The sequence below is a fragment of the uncultured Corynebacterium sp. genome, assembly GCF_947253065.1.
In the GTDB taxonomy this organism is placed as follows: domain Bacteria; phylum Actinomycetota; class Actinomycetes; order Mycobacteriales; family Mycobacteriaceae; genus Corynebacterium.
In genome coordinates this window covers 1-19,588 of the sequence record NZ_CAMXWS010000016.1, presented here as the reverse complement: position 1 = coordinate 19,588, position 19,588 = coordinate 1, and the positions used below count along the sequence as shown (strand labels likewise).

General features: G+C 59.5%; 17 protein-coding genes, 1 tRNA gene and 1 pseudogene. 10 read left to right on the top strand and 9 right to left on the bottom strand.

What is annotated here, in order from left to right; genetic code table 11:
• Positions 1 to 2 precede the first annotated feature (2 nt).
• Positions 3 to 434: a histone gene (locus Q0X21_RS05560; RefSeq protein WP_297850826.1), complete on the bottom strand. Its 432-nt coding sequence runs from the start codon at positions 432 to 434 to the stop codon at positions 3 to 5.
• A gap of 48 nt (positions 435 to 482) precedes the next feature.
• On the bottom strand, positions 483 to 2,066 hold the full coding sequence (locus tag Q0X21_RS05555; protein WP_297850858.1) for a threonine/serine exporter ThrE: 1,584 nt from the start codon (positions 2,064 to 2,066) through the stop codon (positions 483 to 485).
• Positions 2,067 to 2,188: 122 nt separating this feature from the next.
• On the opposite strand from Q0X21_RS05555, the gene Q0X21_RS05550 reads away from it, so the two are divergent.
• Positions 2,189 to 2,264 (top strand) — tRNA-Thr (locus Q0X21_RS05550).
• 68 nt (positions 2,265 to 2,332) lie between these two features.
• Here Q0X21_RS05550 and Q0X21_RS10350 read toward each other — a convergent pair.
• A complete protein-coding gene (locus Q0X21_RS10350) occupies positions 2,333 to 2,998 on the bottom strand; it encodes a DUF3800 domain-containing protein (RefSeq protein WP_367172740.1) in 666 nt (221 codons plus the stop codon).
• Between the two features lie 341 nt (positions 2,999 to 3,339).
• Positions 3,340 to 3,723, bottom strand: coding sequence for a MerR family transcriptional regulator (locus Q0X21_RS05545; RefSeq protein WP_297850857.1), 384 nt, complete (start codon positions 3,721 to 3,723; stop codon positions 3,340 to 3,342).
• On the opposite strand from Q0X21_RS05545, the gene Q0X21_RS05540 reads away from it, so the two are divergent.
• Together Q0X21_RS05540 and Q0X21_RS05535 are read left to right on the top strand one after the other, a co-directional pair.
• Positions 3,664 to 3,804, top strand: a complete 141-nt coding sequence (locus Q0X21_RS05540) for a hypothetical protein (protein WP_297850859.1) — start codon at positions 3,664 to 3,666, stop codon at positions 3,802 to 3,804. The genes Q0X21_RS05545 and Q0X21_RS05540 overlap by 60 nt on opposite strands.
• A 108-nt stretch (positions 3,805 to 3,912) precedes the next feature.
• The gene (locus Q0X21_RS05535) at positions 3,913 to 5,472 is read left to right on the top strand and encodes a SulP family inorganic anion transporter (RefSeq protein ID WP_297850825.1); all 1,560 of its coding nucleotides are present in this window, start codon (positions 3,913 to 3,915) and stop codon (positions 5,470 to 5,472) included.
• Between the two features lie 363 nt (positions 5,473 to 5,835).
• Here the strand turns inward: Q0X21_RS05535 and Q0X21_RS05530 are convergent.
• Positions 5,836 to 5,952: pseudogene (locus Q0X21_RS05530) on the bottom strand (recombinase family protein); the annotation flags it as partial.
• Between the two features lie 646 nt (positions 5,953 to 6,598).
• Between Q0X21_RS05530 and Q0X21_RS05525 the strand changes: the two are divergent.
• Together Q0X21_RS05525 and Q0X21_RS05520 are read left to right on the top strand one after the other, a co-directional pair.
• The gene (locus Q0X21_RS05525; RefSeq protein WP_297850824.1) at positions 6,599 to 7,312 is read left to right on the top strand and encodes a response regulator transcription factor; all 714 of its coding nucleotides are present in this window, start codon (positions 6,599 to 6,601) and stop codon (positions 7,310 to 7,312) included.
• Complete coding sequence (locus Q0X21_RS05520) at positions 7,312 to 8,775, top strand: cell wall metabolism sensor histidine kinase WalK (RefSeq protein WP_297850823.1); 1,464 nt, start codon at positions 7,312 to 7,314, stop codon at positions 8,773 to 8,775. The genes Q0X21_RS05525 and Q0X21_RS05520 overlap by 1 nt, the downstream gene beginning before the upstream one ends.
• On the opposite strand, the gene Q0X21_RS05515 is transcribed toward Q0X21_RS05520, so the two are convergent.
• Positions 8,772 to 9,197 (bottom strand): HIT family protein, encoded by a 426-nt coding sequence (locus Q0X21_RS05515; RefSeq protein WP_297850822.1) that lies wholly within the window; start codon positions 9,195 to 9,197, stop codon positions 8,772 to 8,774. The genes Q0X21_RS05520 and Q0X21_RS05515 overlap by 4 nt on opposite strands.
• Before the next feature lie 31 nt (positions 9,198 to 9,228).
• Here Q0X21_RS05515 and purD point away from each other — a divergent pair, with 31 nt between their 5' ends.
• The 5 genes from purD to Q0X21_RS05490 all read left to right on the top strand — a co-directional run bounded on the left by purD (position 9,229) and on the right by Q0X21_RS05490 (position 15,925).
• Entirely contained in the window at positions 9,229 to 10,521 is a 1,293-nt protein-coding gene (gene purD, locus Q0X21_RS05510) for a phosphoribosylamine--glycine ligase (protein WP_297850821.1), read from the top strand.
• A 193-nt stretch (positions 10,522 to 10,714) separates the two neighbouring features.
• Positions 10,715 to 12,148: an adenylosuccinate lyase gene (purB, locus tag Q0X21_RS05505; RefSeq protein WP_297850820.1), complete on the top strand. Its 1,434-nt coding sequence runs from the start codon at positions 10,715 to 10,717 to the stop codon at positions 12,146 to 12,148.
• A 22-nt stretch (positions 12,149 to 12,170) separates the two neighbouring features.
• A complete protein-coding gene (locus Q0X21_RS05500) occupies positions 12,171 to 13,046 on the top strand; it encodes a phosphoribosylaminoimidazolesuccinocarboxamide synthase (protein WP_297850819.1) in 876 nt (291 codons plus the stop codon).
• Positions 13,047 to 13,072: 26 nt separating this feature from the next.
• Positions 13,073 to 15,193, top strand: a complete 2,121-nt coding sequence (locus tag Q0X21_RS05495; protein ID WP_297850817.1) for a S9 family peptidase — start codon at positions 13,073 to 13,075, stop codon at positions 15,191 to 15,193.
• Positions 15,194 to 15,250: 57 nt separating this feature from the next.
• Positions 15,251 to 15,925: a DUF2334 domain-containing protein gene (locus Q0X21_RS05490; RefSeq protein ID WP_297850815.1), complete on the top strand. Its 675-nt coding sequence runs from the start codon at positions 15,251 to 15,253 to the stop codon at positions 15,923 to 15,925.
• Here Q0X21_RS05490 and Q0X21_RS05485 read toward each other — a convergent pair.
• From Q0X21_RS05485 to Q0X21_RS05475, 3 genes are all read right to left on the bottom strand, one after another.
• Positions 15,906 to 16,778, bottom strand: coding sequence for a metal ABC transporter permease (locus Q0X21_RS05485; protein ID WP_297850814.1), 873 nt, complete (start codon positions 16,776 to 16,778; stop codon positions 15,906 to 15,908). The two genes, Q0X21_RS05490 and Q0X21_RS05485, sit on opposite strands and share 20 nt — an antisense overlap.
• Complete coding sequence (locus Q0X21_RS05480; protein ID WP_297850856.1) at positions 16,775 to 17,461, bottom strand: metal ABC transporter ATP-binding protein; 687 nt, start codon at positions 17,459 to 17,461, stop codon at positions 16,775 to 16,777. Before Q0X21_RS05480 ends, Q0X21_RS05485 begins: the two co-directional genes overlap by 4 nt.
• Before the next feature lie 161 nt (positions 17,462 to 17,622).
• The gene (locus tag Q0X21_RS05475) at positions 17,623 to 19,053 is read right to left on the bottom strand and encodes an IS30 family transposase (RefSeq protein WP_367172738.1); all 1,431 of its coding nucleotides are present in this window, start codon (positions 19,051 to 19,053) and stop codon (positions 17,623 to 17,625) included.
• Positions 19,054 to 19,588: the final 535 nt, after the last annotated feature.

The window sequence follows — 19,588 nt, the reverse complement described above, 5'->3', positions numbered from 1 at the left end:
AACTACTTGGTAGCTTTCTTGGCCGTCTTCTTCGTGGTCTTCTTAGCCGTTTTCTTGGCAGCCTTCTTCGTGGTCTTCTTAGCTGTCTTCTTGGTCGTCTTCTTCGTCGACTTCTTGGCAGCCTTCTTCGCCGTCTTCTTGGCGGACTTCTTCGCTGCCTTCTTCGTGGCCTTCTTGCTGGACTTCTTGGTCGTCTTCTTTGCGGCCTTGCCCTCTTCGGTGGACTCAACGATCTCGGCGTCGAAGTCTTCAGCGAACTGCTTGAATACCAAGCCCTCGGGCTCGATGCCGAGCATGCACATGAGCGTTACACCGTCGACAAGATCGTCCGCGTAGGTGGCCACGATCCGGCGCGCGCCGGAAGCAGTCTGCTCCTCGACCGTGTGGACGGCGGCATCCGGATTGGGGCGGCTGTCGGTGATCTTTGGGGGCACGAAAAACCTCCTGAGGGTCTTGCCTGACGGTGAACAGTTTTGACCCGTTTATTCTACGCCATTGCCGTTTGTACTGGGCGGGGTGGCTGGGTGCTTCTTTGCCAGTAGGTTCTTTTTCGGTTGTTGCTTCTTCGCCGGCTTGTTCGGGGCCTGCTTCGAAGCGGCCTGTTTCTTGGCCTGGTTGCGGGCAACCTGCTCGGCGCGGCGACGTACAGCTGCCTGTTCAGCGCGCTGAATCTGCTGGAAGGTGATGCGGCCGGCAGCACGGAAAGCGCGGTAGGGGTTGAACATCTGCGGGCGGCGGATGCGACGTGCGATCCACTCGCCGAGCACCACACCACCGGCCAACGCCATACAGGTGCTCACCGCGATGAAGATATTGTTCAAGCCCAACACGGTCTGGTCATTGAGCAGGGCGTACATGCCGCGGTACACGCCAGAGCCCGGCAAGAAAGGTGTGACACCGGCAACTTCCACGATCAGCGGCGCGATCAAATAACGACGAGCGATCAAACCACCAGCAAGACCAACCATGACCGCACACAGCGTGGTGGCAAACAATCGGCCAGAACCGAACGGAATGAGCACCGCGTAATAGGTGAAGCCGCCCAAGAAGGCAGTCGCAGCCGTAGCGACGATCGCGGGAATCTCCGCGTACACCGCCAACGCGAAGCCAGCAGCAGCGAAGACACCACCCATGCTGCGGACAATCGCGGACTGATACGACGGGGTCGGCGGCTGCGTCTCAATCGGGGGCAAGCCTGCACCGAGCAAGTCCGCGACCTGGATACCCCCAGCCACACCGGCGATGATCGCACCAGTGAACAGGATTGCCTGGAAAAAACGACCACTGGCCGTCACCGGTGAACCCGTCACACCGTCCTGGAGTGATTGGACAAGCGTCAAACCAGCCAGCAAAACGACGATGCCGGTAGCGATGACCTGGCTGGGCACGATCGACGTTCCTGCTCGGGTGGCCAGCGAATAGAACAGCGCCGCCGGCACCGTGGCCATGAATCCACCGACCACGCAGTGGTAGAAGTACGGCAGCTCTTTCTTGCCCATCCACGTGTTGATACTGATGATCAGCGCCGCAGTCACCGCGCCCAGCAGTGACATCAACCAGTCACCGCCGAGCAGAATAGAAACGGCAGCACCCATCAGCGACCAGCCGGCCACCGACACCCACTGTGGGTACGGCGGCGGCGCCGCATCAAGATCATCGAGGATCTTCTCGGCGATCTCCGGCGGAGTCGCACCGGCACGGATCGAACGGATCAACCGGTCAACTTCCTGCAGCTTGGAGTAATTCTCCGACATGTTCGTGACCACACGGAACACGCCCAGCGGCTGCTTGCGCACGGTGCCGATCACAGAGTTGATCGTGATGGTGTTCATGGTGATGTCCACATGGCAGTAGTGCAGACCATAAGAGGACGTGACGGCGTGAATCTGTGCCTTCGCATCCGAACTAGTCGTGCCATTAGCAATGAGGATTTCGCCGACGCGCGCGCCAATCGTCATCACCGCCGCGACCTGGGTCGGGTCTGTCAGGTCGACAGGCGCCAGGACTGACGGGGGTGGAGACGTGCGCGCCTGGTCGATGGTTGCCACCGGGTTAGTGGTGCGCATCGAATCACGCATATTTTTGAACACCGTTGCCACACCGCCACACTAACTGGCAGGGCTTCTCTGCGCGAGGATAAGGCCCCTTTTGTCGCAAGGGTGATTGTCCTTGTATGATTTCGCGCAGTGCTGGAGTGGCGCAATCGGTAGCGCAACGGTCTTGTAAACCGTAGGTTGCGAGTTCAAGTCTCGTCTCCAGCTCCACGTAAGCCCCAGGTGAATGGCCTGGGGCTTACTTGCTTTGGTCCCAAGTGTCTAAAAGTGTCTAAGTATTAGCCGCTCTTAGAGGGAAAGTGAAGCGCATTAAGTGGAAGTGCTCGGGTTGGAAATCTGGCCAGAAGATGCTGGTAATCTACGTCATCTGTGGTTCGAAATTGAGCGTGGGGGATTGACCATGTGTCTGCTGGGTGGCTAAATTCAGGAGTGTAGAGATTGTCCTCCGTGGACAACCCCACATCGCCGGACCCCCGCCACGTGCGGGGGTTACGTGCTTCTGGGGTTAGGGGTGGACGGGCCAGGTTCTTTGCCGACCCTTGCTTGCGATGTCGGAGGCTTGCCACAGGTTGTTTTTGTAAGGCGACGGCTCGAGGGTCCGCGTCACGCGCAGTCACTGTTCGTTGGTAGGCGTAGGTGCAGAGGTCGGCAGCTTGCAGACCAAGCATCGACCTAGAGTCGCAAAAGTCCCGTTCGTCGATGTGTAGGCGCTTCGAGCTCTTGTATCCGAAGGTTCCCTGGGACTTGTAGTGGATGAACTCCTTGCGGCCTTCAGGCGCGGTGTAGTGGTCGTCGAGGAAAGCGAGGGTTTGGTCACCCTCCCTCCGTGTGAAGTCGTTGACGCACTCTAGGAGATACCCGATGGTGAGGGCTCTGTGGTTGTAAAGACGGCTGTAGCGACGGCGCTGAGCATCCCGGTCGAAAGTCTCTATGTTCGGACTCATCGATGAAGGCGTACAGCACCCCCTCAGGCTATGCCATGGGGCGAGGCTCGTTGTTTGTCTTCAACGGGGGCGGACGAGACGACAGCCACCCCGTCAAGCAACGGCTAAGCTTCCGTTTCCGATACTTAGATTGAGTGACGAGATAAGTGACATTTCCCGGTTCTCCATCCCCACCGGAAGGTGTCGGAGTCAGAAGACGTTTGCATAGATGTCAGAATTCGTCTGCACTATCGCCATTTACTCCGGACAGGCCGCGCGCGTTCTCCACTTCATCTGGAACGCGACTCGACGGAGTGTGTCCGACAGGCTGGCCCCTTTTCCCTGTGAAATTGGGGGAGGGCTTAGGAGTCCAGGGTATTGACTAGGTCGAGGAATTCCTCGGCATAGGAGATCTGTTTGCGTAGCTTTTCGTAGCGGGTGCGCGTCTCCTCGCGAATGCTGGCGAGGGTGGCCTCGGCATGGTCTCGCTCCTGCTGCGTGGCGCTGTTATCCTGTCGGTCGCCTGCGGCTTCGAGGATCTCTGCAGCCTCAAGGAACTCCCGCATCTGATCCAGGGTGAATCCCAGCGGTTTCATTCGTCGCACCAGTAAGACCCGACGTATATCGGCCTCGCTGTAGAGCCTAAACCCGCCGGGACTGCGCTCCGACGGCGTAATCAGGCCGACGTGATCATAGTGACGCAGGGTGGGAATCGACAGTCCCGTCCGCTCGACGACTTCACCGATCTTGCAACCACTGTCTTCCACTACCTGTCCTCCTCCATGGTGATGTCGCTCATGGGTCGCTGCGGCTGCGTTGACGGTTAAGTAAAACCCCGGCTACGGTAACCACCATCCCCAACCCTAAAGTTACTAGAGGGTTGGATTTCTTTCGGGCGTTCGCCCAGGTACGCAATCCCTCACGATTGGATATTCATGACTGAAGCTAGCACGGTGGCTCCGCGCTCTGTCCCCTCCCCGGAGGAGACACACGCCCCTACCGGGGTCATTGCCTCTTTCCGTTACGCGTTTTCCTCTCCGGCCCGGATCCGCACAGAGGTCCTGGCTGGCCTGGCGGTGTCCCTGGCCCTGATCCCTGAGGCCATCGCCTTTTCCATCCTTGCCGGCGTCGACCCGGCCGTCGGCTTGTTCTCCTCGGTGATCATGGCGATTGCGATCGCGTTTACCGGTGGCCGCCCGGCGATGATCACCGCCGCCACCGGTGCGATCGCCCTGGTCATCGGCCCCGTGGCCCGTGATTACGGGATGGACTACTTCATCGCCACAGTCCTGCTGGGCGGTGTCCTGCAAATCGTGCTCGGCGCCCTCGGCGTGGCGAAGCTCCAACGGTTCATCTCCCGGTCGGTGATGCTCGGCTTCGTCAACGCCCTGGGCATCATGATCTTCACTGCCCAGCTCGAGCACCTGATCGACGTGCCCTGGATGGTCTATCCCTTGGTGGGCCTGGGTGTGTTGATCATGATCTTCTTCCCCAAGCTCACCAGCGTAATCCCAGCCCCGCTGATCACGATTATCGTGGTCACCGGCCTGGTCATTGTTGGCGGCTTCACCGTCCCGACGGTCTCGGACATGGGCCAGATGCCTGAGTCGCTGCCCGTACTATTCATCCCGAACGTGCCGTGGACGTGGGAGACCCTCCAGATCATTGCCCCTTATGCCCTGGCTATGGCCATCGTCGGGCTCATGGAATCGTTGATGACCGCCAAGCTCGTCGATGACCTCACCGACACCCACTCCGATAAGACCCGCGAAAGCCTTGGCCAGGGGGTCGCGAATATCGCCTCCGGCTTCTTCGGTGGCATGGGTGGCTGCGCGATGATCGGCCAGACCATGATCAACGTCCGCGAATCCGGCGCCCGGACCCGACTATCCACCCTGCTCTCGGGTGTCTTCCTGCTCATCCTCGTCCTGGCCCTGGGCGATATTGTCGGCATGATCCCCATGGCCGCACTGGTCGCGATCATGATCATGGTCTCGGTCGGCACGATCGACTGGCACTCCGTGCATCCACGCACCCTGAAGCTCATGCCGGTGAGCGAAACCATTGTCATGGCCGTGACCATCATCGCCACCCTGGCCACCCACAACCTGGCCATCGGCGTGGTGCTGGGCGTGCTCACTGCGATGATCATGTTCGCCCGCAGGGTGGCCCATATCGTCTCTATCGAGAAGGTCTCCGAACTCGACACCAACCATGACGGGAAGATCGATACGCGGACCTACCGGGTGCATGGTCAGTTGTTCTGGGCTTCAAGCAATGACCTGGTCTACCAGTTCGATTACACCGATTCGGCTACCCACATCGTTATTGATCTAACCGCCGCGGAGATCTGGGACGCCTCGACGGTGGCCACCCTGGATGCGATCACCCAGAAGTTCCAGGGCAAAGGCAAGACCGTCTCCATCATCGGCCTCGATGGCCCCAGCCAGGACCGGCTCGACCGACTGTCCGGCCGCCTCGGCGCCGGCCACTAGAACCAGCCCGTACCGACTGTAGAGATGCGGTGTCTTGGCTCCGGGGCATTGAGGTAATGTGTAACCAAAGTGCCCCTAGTGGGGTGAGCGTGAGACTGTGCAGCACGAGAAGGTAAGAACGAAGCGGCACACGTGTCTAGGTACGCGTGCCGCTTCAAAAAGTAGTTTAACCCCACCTGACCTGCGATGCTGTACATCGCCGTGGAACAGCACCGCAATGAAGAGGTAGTCGCAGTCAGCCAAGGACACGGGCAGAATCCGGGCACAACCCGACAGTACGTTCCTCCACAGCTGGATCAAACACCAGGCACAAGACAGGCAGTGAGCGCCTGGTTTTCTTCTTTTAGTTTTCCGCGGTCATACCTCTTTTTTGACGGACGCCTTGTCCTCATAGATGCGATCTGGATCAACGCCGGCGGTAAGTAGGGCATCACGCTGTAAATCAGTAGATTGTGACCCATCTGCTTTTGAAACCCTCATTTAACCAATCGGAGACATAGCTATTTCCTGTCACTTATACGAACGTATAAGTGACAAGGAGAAGCACTATGCCCTCGTGGGATACATGCATACAGAGACCCGACTTCGAAAGGCGCGAGGCACGCTCTCCGTCCAGCCCCACGACTTCCGAAGGACCGTTGCTACACGGATCGAGGAACGCTACGAGGGCCTCGCTGCTCCGGAGATAATCGATGACTACACGGACGCCCTTTGCTAGGGGCAAGGTGCCTAAAAGTGTCTAAGTAATAGCGGGAACTGGGCGAACTGGTTGGGATCGCTAACATGAAGTGAGGCACATGACCTGCGCGTGTGTGGAACTCCGGGAATGCGGGGAATCTACGGTACCTGGAGTTGGCTTCCGTAGGTTGCGTGGTTCAAGTCTCGTCTCCAGCTCCACGTGTAACCTCAGATCGGCGTCCGCGTCGGCTGGGGTTGTTTGTATTTTGGCGAACTCTCTTGCAAGCCGAAACGAGAGTACAGTGAGGGTACAGTAAACGTTCAGTTTCGGCTTGTTTAATTGGCCTATTCCCGCGTGATGTGCGCTCGAAGGCCGCGTTGCCGGCTGTAAGGGCCAGTCACGGAAATGAACTCTTAAGTGAAGTTAGAAAAAGAAAGAGTGACTGTCATGGCAGATACGCCCACCCCGCAGAACGTTAAGGTGCTCGTTGTCGATGACGAGCCGAATATTGTTGAGCTACTCACTGTGTCCTTGAAGTTTCAGGGTTTTGAGGTTGAGTCGGCTGAGTCTGGCCAGGAAGCGCTGAAGATGGCGCATGAGTTGCAGCCGGATGCGTACATCCTCGATGTGATGATGCCGGGGATGGACGGCTTCGAGCTGTTGACGAAACTGCGCAATGAGGGCCTGGATGCGCCGGTGCTGTTCCTCACCGCGAAGGATGCGGTGGAGGACCGGATTCATGGTCTGACTATCGGTGCGGATGATTATGTGACTAAGCCGTTCTCACTTGAAGAGGTGATCACGCGTCTGCGCGTTATTTTGCGTCGCGGCCATGTCACCGAGGGAGAGTCGGAGGACACGACAATCCGCTATGCAGATTTGACGCTTAACGACGACACGCATGAGGTCACCAAGGCCGGCCAGATCGTTGAGCTGTCGCCGACTGAGTTCAATTTGCTCCGCTACCTGATGCTGAATGCCGAGGTAGTGCTGTCCAAGGCGAAGATCTTGGACAATGTGTGGCACTACGATTTCGGTGGCGACGGCAATGTGGTCGAGTCTTATATTTCGTACCTGCGCCGCAAGGTGGACACGGGTGATACTCCTTTGATTCACACTGTTCGTGGTGTGGGCTACGTGCTGCGCACCCCGCGTCAGTAATGGCGTCGGGTGCGGCGGTCGCGCCGGCGACAATGATGCGGCTTGCCGCGGAGCAAGCGTCGCGTTTGCGTCTTAGCACGCGTCTGCTGATCATCCTCATGGTCATTTCCGGGTTGGGGCTGACCGGTACGTCTGTTGCCGTGTGGGGTCTAACCCGGGATCAGGTGTATGAGCGGGTAGATAAAGACCTGCGAAAAGGTTTGACCACCTGGGCGTTGAGCCCTGATGTGCGTAATTCTAAGGCAGATGCATACCTGCCCAGCCAGTTCTTGTTGATGACTGCGGTGCCCGGCCAGTATCCACGGATCGACCGGGTGAATGGGTGCAGCCCGAAGGCATCAGAACTTGTCTTTGACCGGCGGCCGCACACCGTGGGTGCTGAGTGCATCTTCGGCCACGGGAGCGATAAGAAGTTCAGGACTATCGCGGTCCAAGCACCGGATGGCACGTCCACTGTTGTGGCCAAATCACTGGAGCAGGAAACCAAGATGTTGGAGGCGCTGGCGGTGGTGCTGGCGTCGATAAGCGTGCTTGTTTTGGCGATGATGGGCGCGGCCGGCACCTTCTTTGTGCGGAGATCGCTGCTGCCGCTGAAGGAACTGGAGAATACGGCGCTGTCCATTGCTGACGGCAATATTGACTGTCGCGCGCCGGCGTGGCCACGTGATACTGAATTCGGGCGATTGTCATACGCGATGAACACGATGGTTGGGCAGCTGCAGGAAACGCTCGATGAATCACGTGAAAAAGAGGAACAGATGCGTCGCTTTGTTGGCGATGCGTCGCATGAGCTGCGCACCCCGCTGACGAGTGTGCGTGGGTACACCGAACTTTATCGTGCTGGCGCGACAGATGATGCCGACATGGTTTTGAGCAAGATCGACGAAGAATCTGCCCGCATGAAGCTGCTGGTAGAGGATCTTCTTGCGCTTACCCGTGCGGAAGGCTCGCGCCTGAACCTGCGCAAGGTTGATGTGCTTGAGCTGGTGCTGTCGGTGAAAAGTTCAGCGCGCGCTGCATTTTCGGGGCGCGTGCTCGAAGTAGAAACTGAGGTCTCGGATATTCCCGTGGTTTCTGGTGACCCGGACCGACTGCACCAGGTGTTGTTGAACCTGGTGAGCAACGCGTTCAAGCATGCTGGCAAGGAAGCCGAAGTGATGATCACGCTGCGCGAATACCTGGACAATGTCTACATTGATGTTGCCGATAACGGCTGTGGCATGAACCAGGAGGACACGGAGCACATCTTTGAACGGTTCTACCGTGCGGACTCCTCACGCAACCGTTCGAAGAGCTCCGGAGGATCCGGACTGGGCTTGGCTATTACGAAGTCCATCGTGGAACAGCACGGCGGCGCGATCACCGTGACATCCGAGCTTGGTGAAGGCACGAAATTCACGGTCAGCCTGCCCCGCTTCGACCCCGAACAGAAGACCGAGGACAAGGCGAAGGACGAGGCTTAGCTGCGACGGCCGTCTTCGCCGGTGCCGAGCGCGCTGCGCAGCTTGTCAGCGGCCTCGTCCATCTTGGCGGCATCGGTCTCGTCCGCGCGCATGATGTTCTGCAGGCTGTAGCCCGACATGTCATTGGCCGGGAACACGTGAATGTGGGCGTGGGGGACCTCGAAACCAGCGATCAGGTAACCCGCGCGCTGGGAACCAAACTGATCGATCACAGCTTGGCCGACTTCCTGCGCGACCTCATTGGCGTGCAGCCAGGTCTGCGCATCAAGGTCAGTCCACTTATCCACCTCAGCGATCGGTACAACCAGGGTGTGGCCGTATGCGATCGGCTCGATGGTCAGGAATGCTGCGACCGTCTCATCGCGGTAAACGATACGGCCGGGGATTTCCCCATTGATGATTTTGGTGAAGACAGTGCTCATGCTCGCCCAGGGTAGCGATACTATGGGCCGCATGCGCATCCTTGTGATCGGTTCGGGCGGCCGCGAACACGCCCTTGTCCATGCACTGGCAGGCACGACCAGCACGGCGGGGGCTGCAGACACGGCACATGAGCTGCATGTCGCGCCGGGCAATGCTGGAATTGCAAAGCTGGCTACACTGCACGACCTTGATGTTTCTGATGGTGCAGCAGCAGTGGCCCTGGCACAGTCCATTGGGGCTGACCTGGTGGTCATTGGCCCGGAGCAACCGCTGGTTGCTGGCGTGGCCGATGCATTACGTGAGGCCGGCATCGCTGTGTTTGGCCCGTCGAAGGCAGCGGCCGCGCTGGAAGGTTCCAAAGCATTCGCGAAGGATGTCATGGCTGCAGCTGGTGTGCGCACTGCGCAAGCCCGCCAGGTCACGGATCCAGCGGATGTTGAGGCAGCGCTTGATGAGTTCGGCCCGACCTTCGTGGTCAAGGACGACGGTCTTGCCGGTGGCAAGGGCGTTGTGGTGACTCCGGATCGCGCCGCTGCAAAGGACCATGCTGAGGCAGTGCTGGCAGCTGGCAATCCGGTGCTGTTCGAGTCCTTCCTCGAAGGCCCAGAAGTCTCCCTGTTCTGCTTGGTCGATGGCCAAACTGTCGTGCCGCTCCTGCCAGCGCAGGACCACAAGCGCGCCTACGACAATGATGAGGGCCCGAACACCGGTGGCATGGGCGCGTACACCCCGCTGCCTTGGCTTCCGGAAGACGGCGTGCAGCGCATCGTGGACGAGGTGGTCGCACCCGTCGCCGCTGAGATGGTGCACCGCGGTATGCCGTATACGGGTCTGCTCTACGCAGGGCTCGCCTGGGGGTCAGAGGGTCCGTCGGTTGTGGAATTCAACGCCCGCTTCGGGGACCCGGAAACGCAGGCAGTTCTGGCGCTGCTGAACACCCCGCTCGCTGAGGTTCTCTACGCCACCGCTACCGGCACGCTGCACAAGATTGAGCCGCTCGACTGGCAGGACGGTGCAGCCGTCACGGTCGTGCTCGCCGCTGAGAATTACCCGGCCAGCCCGCGCAAGGGCGATGAGATCACGGCGGAAGGCACGCTTCTCGACGATCCCACCGCCGTCCTCCACGCCGGCACCGCCCCCACGGCAGATGGCACTGGCTATGTTTCCGCTGGCGGTCGTGTGCTCAATGTTTTGGGTACCGGCGCCAACCTCGAAGAAGCAGTGGCCTCGGCTTACGAAACGATTGAGAAGATCAACCTGGAAGGCTCCTTCTACCGCCACGACATCGCCCGCCCGGCGATCAACGGCGAAATTCAGGTTTAATCCACCGAAACCAGTCCCACGCTGATCCCTTCGGGGAGCAGCGTGGATCTGGATGACATGATTTTCCACGCGCCTCATCGCGACCTGGCGTTTTCGCGTTCTTATCCGGGGTAGATGTAAACAAAATCCACGCATCGTTGGGGTGGGGGTTGGGGGAGGCGTCGATAAGCGTGCTTCGTGCGATAATGGGCGCGTGACTGACTTGAAACCCCGTAATGCCAACGTCCTGTCCAACCGTTATGCCTCGGCCGAGATGGCCACGCTGTGGAGCGCGGAGCACAAGATCGTGCTGGAGCGCCAGCTGTGGATCGCGGTGATGCGTGCTCAGCGTGATCTGGGCATTGATATCCCTGAAGAGGCCATCGCGGCGTATGAGAAGGTCGTGGACCAGGTGGACCTGGATTCGATCGCTGCGCGTGAGCGTGTGACTCGCCACGATGTGAAGGCACGCATTGAGGAATTCAATGCTCTGGCTGGTCACGAGCATATTCACAAGGGCATGACTAGCCGTGACCTGACGGAGAATGTGGAGCAGCTGCAGATTTACCGCTCGCTCGAGCTGGTGCGTGGTCGTGCCGTGGCAGTGTTGAATGCGATTGGTAACCGTGCGGGTGAGTACCGCTCTTTGGTTATGGCTGGTCGCTCGCACAATGTGGCAGCACAGGCGACGACGCTGGGTAAGCGTTTCGCCTCGGCGGCAGATGAGATGCTGGTCGCACTGGACCGTGTGGAGGACCTGCTGGGCCGCTATCCGCTGCGCGGCATTAAGGGCCCGATGGGTACCGCACAGGACATGCTGGACCTGGTCGGTGGCGATGAGACGAAGCTGAACCAACTGGAGCAGGCGATTGCGAAGCACCTGGGCTTTGAGCGGATCTTCGATTCGGTGGGGCAGATTTACCCGCGTTCGCTGGATTTTGATGCGATTTCTGCACTGGTGCAGCTGGGGGCGGGCCCGTCGAGCTTGGCCACCACGATTCGTCTGATGGCTGGCAATGAGACCGTGACTGAGGGCTTCAAGGAAGGTCAGGTCGGGTCCTCTGCGATGCCGCACAAGATGAATGCCCGTTCGTGTGAGCGTGTTGGTGGCTTCCAGGTGATTCTGCGTGGCTACCTCACCATGGTCGGCGATCTCGCTGGCCAGCAGTGGAATGAAGGCGACGTGTTCTGCTCCGTCGTGCGCCGCGTGGCACTGCCGGATGCGTTCTTCGCCATCGACGGCATGATGGAGACCTTCCTGACCGTCCTGGCGGAATTCGGTGCTTTCCCGGCGATGATTACCCGTGAGCTGGACCGTTACCTGCCATTTTTGGCTACGACGCGCATCCTTATGGCGAGCGTTCGTGCAGGTGTTGGTCGCGAGACCGCGCACGAGGTGATCAAGGAGCACGCCGTCGCGATGGCATTGGATATGCGAGAAAATGGTGCGGAGCAAAACCTCGTGGAGCGCCTCGCTGGTGATGATCGCCTGCCGCTCGACCAGCAGCAGCTCGAAGCAGCGCTGGAAGACCGCCACGCTTTCATCGGTGCAGCAGAATCCCAGGTAGACAATGTTTTGGAGCGTATTCAGGCTTGGGCAAATAAGTACCCAGAGGCTGCTGGATACTCTCCAGGAGAGATCCTGTAGCTAGGGGCGTAACATCGCACGCATGCGTCCAGAGCTTTCTGACTACAATCACCTGTCCGCCGGCAAGGTCCGCGAGATCTACGAGATCGACGATGACACCCTGCTGATGGTGGCCACCGACCGGATCTCCGCGTTCGACTTTGCGCTCGAACCGGAGATTCCGGACAAGGGCAAGGTGCTCACCTACACCAGTGAATTTTTCTTCGACCTGCTCGAAGGTGTGCCCAATCACCTGGCGGGACCGCTCGATGATGAACGGATCCCGGAAGAGGTGCTGGGAAGCGCTTTCGTCGTTAAGAAATTGGACATGATTCCATTCGAGTGCGTGGCTCGTGGCTACCTGACGGGCTCGGGCAAGAAGGAATACGACGCGAATGGTTCCGTGTGCGGTGTCGCATTGCCGGAAGGCTTGAAGGAAGCGTCCAAGCTGCCGGAGCCGATTTTCACGCCGGCAACGAAGGCTGAGCAGGGCGACCACGACGAGAATGTGCGCTTCGAGTACGTGGCTAAGCAGCTGGGCACCGAGCTCGCGGAGAAGTTGCGCGAGGCGACCTTGGATATCTACACGCGTGCTGCTGAGTACGCGGAGACGCGCGGGATCATTCTTGCGGACACCAAGTTCGAGTTCGGCTTGGATAAAGACGGCACGCTCGTGCTTGCCGACGAAGTGCTCACCCCCGACTCCTCCCGCTACTGGCCTGCGGACTCCTACGAGGAAGGCGAGGTGCAGCCCAGCTTTGATAAGCAGTACGTGCGTAACTGGCTGACCAGCCCGAAGTCTGGTTGGGATCCGGCTGAGGGGACCCCGCCGCCGGAACTGCCGGGCTCGGTCGTTGAGGCCACTCGCGACCGCTACATCGAGGCGTACGAGCGCCTGTCGGGCCGGAAATTCGCCTAAAGCAGCGGGGGCTAGACTCGTATGCCATGACTGAGACCCCGATCCCTGCTGCACCGAAGCACCCGATCACCCGCTCCTTCCACGGCCGCGAATTCGTCGACGATTACGAGTGGCTGCGCGACAAGGAGTCGCCGGAAACGCTCGCGTACCTCGAGGCGGAAAATGCCTACACGAAGGAGCAGACGGCGCATCTCGACGGCTTGACCGAGTCGATCTACAACGAGATCAAATCGCGCGTGAAGGAGACGGATATGTCCGTCCCGCAGCGTCAAGGCGATTGGTGGTACTACGGTCGCACGGAGGAGGGCAAGAATTACGGCATCAGCTGTCGCGTGCTTGTCGACGAAGGCTCCGACCCCTGGACACCGCCCGTCCTCCCCGAGGACGGTTCGGGCCTGCCCGGCGAGCAGGTCCTCCTTGACTTGAATGAGCTGGCGGAGGGCCACGAGTTCTTCTCCATTGGTGCTTCCAGCGTGAGTACTTCGGGCCGCTATCTGGCCTTTTCTACCGATACCGCCGGTGATGAGCGGTTTGATCTGCAGATCAAGAACCTAGAAACCGGCGAGCTCCTCCCCGACACAATCCCCGGCATTTTCTACGGCGCAACCTGGGCAGGCGAGGACTACCTGTTCTATATCCGTGTCGACGATGCATGGCGTCCGCACCAAGTGTGGCGCCACAAGGTGGGCACCGCGTCGAGCGAAGACGTGCTCGTCTACGAGGAGAGCGACGAGAAATTCGGTGTAGGTGTAGCAGCGGATCGTTCCGAGCGCTACGTCATCATCCTCTCTGCCTCCTCGCTGACGACTGAGTACCGCGTTCTGCCTTTGGACAATCCGGAGGGCGAATTCTCGGTGCTGTGGCCGCGCGAGTCTGGTGTGGAATACAACGTTGATCTTGCCGTTGTCGGGGACGAGGAGCGCTGGGTGGTCACCCATAACGCGCATGGCCCGAATTCTTCTGTGGGCGTTTGCGCGGCGGGGGAGGAGCTGCCGCCGTTGCGGGAGCTGACTGAGCTCATGCCTCACGACGACACCGTGCGCATTGAGGGAACGGATGCCTACCGTGATTTCATTTTCGTGTCGTATCGCCGGGGCGGAATCGGCCGTCTCGCTGTGGCTGACCTGACTGGTGACAGCTTCGGTGAATTCCGTGAATTGGAATTCGATGAGGAGCTCTACACCGCCACTTTGGGTGGCAATCCCGAGTGGGATGCTCCTGTCGTGCGCGTGGGGTACACCTCGTTCACCCGTCCAGGTCAGGTTCTGAATTATCGCGTGGCTACCGGCGAGTTCACGCTGCTCAAGGAACAGGAAGTTCGTGGTGGTTACAACCCGGACGACTATGTCGCTGAGCGCATGTGGGCCACGGCCGAAGACGGCACGCGTGTGCCCATGTCGGTCGTGCACCGCGCTGACCTGGACATGTCGCAGCCCAACCCGACGCTGCTGTACGGCTACGGCTCGTATGAAGCATCGACGGATCCGGGCTTTTCTGTCGCACGTCTCTCGCTGTTGGATCGCGGAATGGTGTGGGTCTGCGCTCACGTCCGTGGTGGCGGCGAGATGGGCCGACTGTGGTACGACAACGGCAAGATGCTGGCGAAGAAGAACACCTTCACTGACTTCGTCGCATGTGCCGATGCACTGATTAGCGAAGGCCTGACTACCCCCTCCATGCTCGTTGCTGAAGGCGGTTCCGCTGGTGGCCTGCTCATGGGAGCTGTGGCTAATCTCGCGCCAGAAAAATTCGCGGGGATCCAGGCGATCGTTCCGTTCGTTGACCCACTGACGTCGATTCTGAAACCGGAACTGCCCTTGACCGTCGGTGAATGGGAGGAGTGGGGCGACCCGTACCACGATCCTGAGGTGTACGACTACATGGCCACCTACGCCCCGTACGAGAACATCGAGGCGAAGGACTACCCGAATATTCTGGCCGTGACCAGTATCAATGACACACGCGTGCTGTATGTTGAACCGGCAAAGTGGATCGCCAAACTGCGCGCGACTGCCACCGGTGGACAGTTCCTACTCAAGACCGAGATGGCTGCTGGCCACGGCGGTGTTTCCGGCCGCTATGCCAAGTGGAAGCAGACCGCATTTGAATACGCATGGACGCTGTTCACCGCAGGTGCTGTGAAGTAGCGCCCTCTCGGTTCACTCACCGAGCGGGGTTGGCGGAGCAGAAGTAGGATATTTCCTATGTCCCGCCACCTGCTCGTCTCCGTTTCCTCTATTTTCGATGAGACGTTGAAGGACGTGCAGAAACTCGTCAGCGATCTTGAGCGCCAGTCGATCCCGGTATCGTTGCTGGTTGCTCCACACATTGATAAGAAGTGGCACCTGGCAAAAGACACCGCGACCCGTAGCTGGCTCAGAGAGCAGATGGATGCCGGTCGTGGTCTGATCCTCAACGGATTCGACCAGGCGGTGCAGGGGCGTCGCGCGGAATTCGCCAATTTGGAGGCGCATGAGGCGAAACTCCGTCTCAAGGGCGCGTCCCGCCAAATGAAGAAGCTTGGCTTCGAGCTTGATACTTTCGCCCCGCCCCGGTGGCGCATGTCCGAGGGGACACTGGAAGCGCTGCAGAAATTCGATTTCCGGCTCGCTGCTTCAACCCAAGGAATTCATTTCCTGCGCACCGGTGATGTCGTCTATGCCCGCAACCTCTCTGTTGGTGAGGGCTTCGGTTCAGCTGGTTGGTGGCGCCGCAGCATTATCGACGCCGCAGTGCGCAACGCCAAGCTCGGCAACACCGTGCGCCTGTCTGTCTCAGGCAGGAATCTTTCCAAGAAGAAGGTCCGCAACGACTTCGTCGCTGCCGCTCTTGCCGCTGCAGACGAGGGTTTGAGCCCGGCTAATTACCGCGACCTTTAACGCCTTCCTGCTTGGCAGCCACACCGCCGACACGGCGTCTTTGCACCCCGCCGATGACCCGGCAGAGCAGATAAATGCCGAAAGAAATGAACGCGACGAACACACTTACCGGCACGCCCGGTGCTAACGATAGGATCATGCCACCGATCGCAGAGACCTCAGCGAAGAGGATTGACCAGCCAATCGCATGCACAGGATTCGCCGTGATTTGAGTTGCAGCCGCGCCGGGGGTGATCAGCAAAGACATGACCAGCAGCGCGCCGACGATCTGTACTGACTGGGCCGATGCGATACCCACGAGCACAGCGAACGTGACCGATATCGCCCGCACGCGCACACCGGCGGCAGCAGCCATCACCGGATCGGCGGAGGCAAACAACAATGGTCGCCACAGCACCGCTACGGCCATGGTTACCAAAAGTGTTGTGCCAGCGAGCAGCCACAGATTTTGGCCTGATATGCCCACGATCTGGCCGGTGAGCAGCGCCAATGCTCGATTGGAATTGCCCGGATAAAGGTGGATGAAAAGCACGGAAAGGCCCATGCCGAAGCTCATTACCACGCCGACTGCTGAGTCTTGTTGCCCACGGAAACCGAGCGCTGCCAGTACGATCGCGGCGACCACAGCACCGACCACCGCGCCGAGGCCCACGTTCAAACTGAAGAGCAGGGCAGCGGCGGCACCCATCAGCGCCAGCTCTGATGTCGCGTGAACGGAAAAAGACATTTGGCGCACCACGATCAGAGGTGCCATAACTCCGGATAAAAGCCCGAGCAAGGCACAGGCGATGAGAGTTACCTGCACGAAATCGAGTCCGAGCAGATACTGCGTCGTGTCTAATGCTTCGTTCACAGGACCACCATCCGTCCGTTTGCTTCCACGACATCAACGTGGGTGCCGTAGAGCTCGCTGAGTACTTCGGAGCGCATGACCTCTTCGACAGTTCCGATCACGTGCCCTTCCGGACCGAGGTAAAGCACTCGATCCACAACGGACAAGAATGGGTTGATTGAGTGAGTCACGCACAAGACTGCTGCGTCGAGGTTGGCCAGGCGCTCAACAGTGTCCCTTTCGCGGGCGATGTCGAGGGACAGGAGGGGTTCGTCGGCAAGCATGAGCTCTGGTGTGGCGGCGAGTGCCTGTGCTTGGCGGATGAGCTGTTGTTGCCCGCCGGAAAGCAGGCCGACGCGTTGGTCGGCGAAGTGGGTCGCGCCGACGCGTGCGAGGAGTTCATCGACGTGTCCTTTGGGTGGCCGGCGGTGCGTGATGCCGTGTGCACAGGCGAGTGAAACGAGGTCGCGGCCTCGGACCGGTAAATCCGCCGGGAACATTTGCTGTTGAGGGATGAATCCCACGCGGCTGGTGGCATCGACCGTCCCGCCGCTGAGTTTGCGGGTGCCCAGAATCGTGTGAAGCAGTGTGGATTTGCCCACGCCGTTCGGGCCGAGCACCGCGATGAATTCTCCGCGTCGCACCTGAAGATTCAGCCCGGACCACAATGGATCGACGGCAGCGTCGTGGAATTCGAGGACCACGGGGGTGCGGGTAACGGGGGAAGAAGTCACTGTCTGATCAAACCACTGCTGAAAATCGATTTCAACGCGACAAAGATGCGGTGAAGGTCGGAGAAAGATACAAAGGGTAACAATCAAACGGTAACCCCCGCCTATTAAGTGCGATGTCGTGGAGGGCGGGATCATGCGGTGATTGCGCCACCGTTGAATAGTTCTTCTAGTTTTTCACGGGGTGTCGCTCCGTGAAACTTGACGATGGGGGTGTCGTTGAGTTCGTTTTGGACCCAGGCGACTTCCTCAGCGCTGACAAGAGCGAAGTCGGTGCCTTTCGGGAAGAACCGGCGCCGGATTTCCCCGTTGGTGTTCTCGTTGGTGGGCCGCTGCCACGGTGAGTGCGGGTCGCAGAAGTAGACTTTGCACCCATCTGCGATCGACACCGTGGCGGTCAGCGCCATTTCTGATCCTTGGTCCCACGTGATGGTCTTTAACTGTTCGGCGTTGAGGTCTTTGACCATGCGTTGCAGTGTGCCGACCACGGTGGCCGAGGAGTGCTCGTCAGGCAAATGCCCCAGCAGGGTATACCGGCTGGAGCGTTCAATCAGGGTGATCAACGCACTTTTACCGCCTTTGCCGATGACGAGGTCTCCTTCCCAGTGCCCTGGGATGGCTCGGTCGTCGACTTCCGGTGGCCGGGTGGTGATTTCCGCGCCTTTGATCCAGGACCGGTTGTTGGTGGCAAGCCCTGCTGTGCGGTGGCGTGGGGTGCGTTTCGTGCCGCCTTTGATCAGTACTTGCTGGGTCTTCATGATCGATTCCAGCTCCGCGCGAAGGCTGCCTTTGCCTTGGACGTAGAGTGCGGAGTAGATCGCTTCGTGGGATAGCTGCATGGTTTCATCATCGGCGAAAACCCGCTCCAGGTGGCAACTGATGCGCTTAGGTGACCATCTGCGCGCCACACCGGCGACAACGACCTGCCGCAACCGGTCGTTGGTGTCGATGCGGCGTGGTTTCGGCCTGGCCATCCGGCGTGTTGTGCGTTCACCGGCGACCTCGGCGTTATAGGTGTGCACCACCGCCCCGGCCGGGTCGATGACCTCCCACCCGTTACGGCGGATTTCTCTGGCAACCACGCTATGGTGCCGCCCGATAGATGAAGCGATCGCCCTAGCCGATAAGCCTTGGGCGCATCCGGCGTGGATCTGGGCCCGGTCAGAGGTAGTTAACCGTTTGCCCACCCCTACACGCATACCGTCGACGTCAGTTAGTGCAGCCGCCGTAGACACCGCGGCGGTGGATAAAGGTGCTGGCATGACACTATCTTTGCGCCACTGGTACACCGTCGATCTGCTGACCCCCAACCAGTCGGCAACCGCAGCCACCGGCACACCGTCAGCGAACATCTCCTCGGCGACCCGGCGGTTGTGCTTCCACTGCTTTGCAGTACCGCGGTCACTCGTTATCCCTGCTTTACGCATCCAGCTGTACACAGTCTTAGGTGCTACACCGAGACTTTCCGCAACTCGATATGCGGACTGACCGTCTAACACGCAGGCAACGGCAGCTTGTTTATCCTCATCAGAAATGACTGTGCGCGCGGGTGCTTTTCCAGGCACGACCACGCCTTGTTCGATAAGCCAAGACCGCACAGACGATACGGGCAAGCCCACCCTACAAGCAGCTAGTGACACCGACACGCCTTGTCGCACCAAGCCAGATGCTTGCTCAAATCGGTCCTGCCGGCCCCGTCTTCTGACTGCCGATGGACCAGCTACACCCGCTTTGCGCATCCAGCAGTAGACAGTTTTCGGCACCACCCCAAAATCCTCAGCAACCAAAGAAGGGGACTCGCCAGCAGCAACACGGACAACCGCCGCCTGACGAACCTCCTCCGACACCCAACCAGCCACAAACACAACCACCTCTCGAGCGAGATGGCGCATTCACCCATTGACAGTCCCGCGCCCACGGAACAGAGTTACCGTTTGATTGTTACCGTTCGCCCTTTTTGGGCTGTGTTTTAGGGTTTTAGGGTTTTAGGCGGCGTGCTCGCCGTGGTCGTGGCCGTGCTCGACGTCTTGTGGCAGTGCCTCGATCGTTGCCATGAGCTCATCGACGACCTGCTCGAAGTAGTCGAGGAAGTTCACGCCC